Origin of the sequence: Aureimonas ureilytica, from assembly GCF_001475935.1 — a bacterium.
Lineage (GTDB): Bacteria > Pseudomonadota > Alphaproteobacteria > Rhizobiales > Rhizobiaceae > Aureimonas > Aureimonas ureilytica_A.
Genome location: NZ_LDQA01000110.1, coordinates 1 through 3,325, shown reverse-complemented (window position 1 = coordinate 3,325; position 3,325 = coordinate 1). Strand labels below are relative to the sequence as shown.

General features: G+C 67.2%; 1 protein-coding gene. It reads left to right on the top strand.

Annotated features, from left to right (window positions below; translation table 11 throughout):
* Positions 1 to 284: 284 nt before the first annotated feature.
* Positions 285 to 3,260 carry an ATP-binding protein gene (locus NS365_RS22805; RefSeq protein ID WP_058602580.1) on the top strand — a complete coding sequence of 992 codons (2,976 nt, stop codon included), beginning with the start codon at positions 285 to 287 and terminating at the stop codon, positions 3,258 to 3,260.
* Positions 3,261 to 3,325: the final 65 nt, after the last annotated feature.

Sequence of the window (3,325 nt, the reverse complement as noted above, 5' to 3'; positions counted from 1 at the left end):
GTCGCGCGCCTTCGAAGGCGGCGTTGGCGGCATCGTGCGGCTTATCTGTGTCGGACATGGCGGAGGCTCCTTCTGGGCGGCATTGTGACCACAACGAGGCGACATCATCAAGGGTTGCGCGGGTTCGCTCGCCAAGCCCTCCGGCGCATTAACCCTGTCGCGGGACGATGCGGCCATGGATGCGGTCTGTTCTGGATTTGAGCTGCGCAAGACCTTATTAACGCTCCAGTAACTCTTTTGTTGTCCGACCCGGAGCCACGACCATTTCGACCTCTCTCGACTTCATGGTTCTTCCAGCCGTGCGTGTGGCCAACGCCCTCGGCTCGGCCGTGGCCGTGCTGTCGGCCGATCTCGCCACGGTTCTCTGGTGCAACGCCGCCGGGGCGGCGCTTCTGGCCCTGCCCACGGGGCGGCGCAGCAGCGACGAGGCCGGCATGTCTCCGCTTCTGCCGCAGATCGGCCTGGCGCGAGAAACGCTGCGCCTGAAGCGCCGCACGCAGCTTTTGCTGCGTCCGGCCGACGCCGGCATGGGCCGTGCGGTTCTCGCGCGGCTGGAGGCCGGCGGATCGAATGGCGATCATGTGCTGCTGACCGTGCGCTTCGACGGCGCGCCGGGCGAAACCCGCGAGGCCTTCGCGGAGCGGCTGGTCGGCGAAGCGGGGCTGACGACCGTGCCGGCCTGCATCGTGTCGGAAACCGGCTTCGTCTGGGGCACGCCCGAAGTGCCGGCCGAGGAACATGCGCTTCTGGCCGCGCAGGGCGTGGAGTTCCTGAAAGCAGGCGAAGAGCGACTGACCGTCGAGGACGAGTTCGGCGCCCTGTCCTTCGCCAAGGTCGCCGAGGGTCTGGTGCTCATTCACATGGACGCGCCGGACGCGCCGGCGATCGAGGAATCCGACGAACCCGCGACGCCCGCAGCGCCGCTGGACGTGGAAGCTATGCCTGAGTCCTCCGCTTTCTCTTCGGATACCAAGGCGGACGAAACCTGGCTGGCCCAAGCGTCCGCCTACGATGCTTCGGGCGACGATGAACCCGCCCTTTTGGAAGCGGATGCGGCCTTGCCCGCCTCCACGGCACCTTTGTTCGACGCCGATCTCGACCGCGAGCCCGTGCGCTTCGTCTGGCAGATCGACGAGGCCGGCCGCATTTCCAGCCTGTCTCCTGAATTTGCCGAGGTGGTCGGCCCGCACTCGGCCGACGTGATCGGCCGCTCCTTTGCCGATGTCGCCCGCGTCTATGGGCTGGACGACAGCGGCGAGGTCGAGCGCCTGCTGGCGCGCCGCGACACCTGGTCGGGCCGCTCCATCCTTTGGCCGATCGAAGGCACAGATCGCAAGGCGCCCGTGGATCTGGCGGCGCTGCCGATCTATAGCCGCGACCGCCGCTTCGAAGGCTTTCGCGGCTTCGGCGTGGTGCGCCCGGCCGAGCATGTAGCCGACCCGGACGCCCTGGGTTTGGTGCTGACGAGCGGCGCGCCGGTGGTTGCAGCCGCCGAGGACACGACCTCCTCGCGCGAGCCGGAGACCGCCGACACGCGCGCAAGCTTCGGCCGCCGCACCCGCGAGCCCGACATGCCGGCCGAGGAAACGGTCCAGCAACGGCAGGCGCGCGAGGGCGCGCTGTCGAGCGCCGAAGCGGCAGCCTTCCGCGCCATCGGAGCGGAACTCGGCGTGTTTCCGCGCCTGCGATCGGTTCCGGTGCCCGTTCCTGCGCCTGCGCCAGTCCCGGCCCCCGTTGCCGAACTCGGCGAGAGCGAGGCGGAGGAGCGGGAGGACACGGTTCCGTTCGCGGCGCATGAGCTGGAAGACATGTTCGACGCGCTGCCGCTGGCCGTGCTCGTGCAGATGGGCGACCGGCTGCTCTTTGCCAACAAGCGCTTCTTCGCCTTCACGCGCTACCGCGATCTCGACGCGTTGGACGATGCCGGCGGACTCGATCGTCTGGTTTTGTCGCCCGGCGAATCCGACGAGGGCGACGAGGCGACGATCCAGTGCGGTGACGGCACGGTGGAGCGCACGCGCCTGCATCTTCAGCGCGTGTCCGTGGCCGGGCGCTCCTGCCTTCTCATGTCCTTCACCGAACGGCCCGAGCCGGAAGACGAGCTTCTGGCCGGCACGGTGGTCGATCTCCAGCGCGAGGTGGAGGAGCTTCAGGCCGTTCTCGACACCGCGACGGACGGTATCGTGCTGCTCGACGCCAGCGAGCGCGTGCGCAAGATGAACGGCGCGGCCGAGGCCCTGTTCGGCCTCTCGCCCGACATCTATCTCGGCCTGCCCTTCGTGGATCTGCTGGCGCCCGAAAGCCGGCAGAGCGCGCACGATTATATCGAGACGCTGCGCGACAACGGGCTTGCCTCGATCCTGAACGACGGGCGCGAAGTCTTCGCCAAGGTCGGCCCGGAGCGCGCCAAGGGCTCCGAGCAGGGCACGATCCCACTGTTCGTGACGCTCGGCCGCCTGTCCGATGGGCGCGGCTGGTGCGTGGTGATCCGCGACATCGCGCAGTGGAAGCAGGCCGAGAAGGATCTGGTGGAGGCGCGCCGGCTGGCCGAGAGCGCCAGCCTGCACAAGAGCCGCTTCCTCGCCAATGTGTCTCACGAACTGCGCACGCCGCTCAACGCCATTATCGGCTTTGCCGATGTCATGGCCTCGGAGTGCTTCGGCCCGATCGGCCACGAGCGCTATCTCGAATATCTCGGCGACATCAAGCGCTCGGGCCACCATGTGCTCGACCTCGTGAACGACCTCCTCGACATATCCAAGATTGAGGCGGGCAAGATCGAGCTGACCTTCGAGTCGGTCTCGCTCAACGATGTCGTGGCCGAGGTCGTGTCGCTGATGCAGCCGCAGGCCAATCGCGAGCGGGTGATCGTGCGCTCGGTCCTGCCGGCCTCGGTGCCGCCGGTCGTGGCGGATCGGCGCTCGGTTCGGCAGATCGCGCTGAACCTCATCGCCAATGCCGTGCGCTTCACGCCGGCGGGCGGGCAGATCGTCGCCTCAACCCATCACAACGAGGATGGCTCCGTCAGCCTGCGCTTCCGCGATTCCGGCATCGGCATGACCGATCAGGAGGTGGAGATCGCTCTTACTCCATTCCAGCAGGTCAAGGCCGGCGGACGCGGCGAAGGCACCGGGCTCGGCCTGCCGCTGACTAAGGCCATGGTCGAGGCGAACCGGGCGCACTTCTCCATCGCCTCTACGCCGGGCGAAGGAACGCTGGTGGAAGTCGCCTTTCCCGCGCCGCGCGTCCTCGCTGTTTAAATCATCGATTGATCATCTTTACTTAATAGAGAAAGTATAGAACCATTCTAGGCTCAGGACCTATT

What these genes read in the sequence shown, in the direction of transcription:
- NS365_RS22805 (WP_058602580.1), top strand. Translation starts at nt 285, where the DNA reads ATGGTTCTTCCAGCCGTGCGTGTGGCCAACGCCCTCGGCTCGGCCGTG.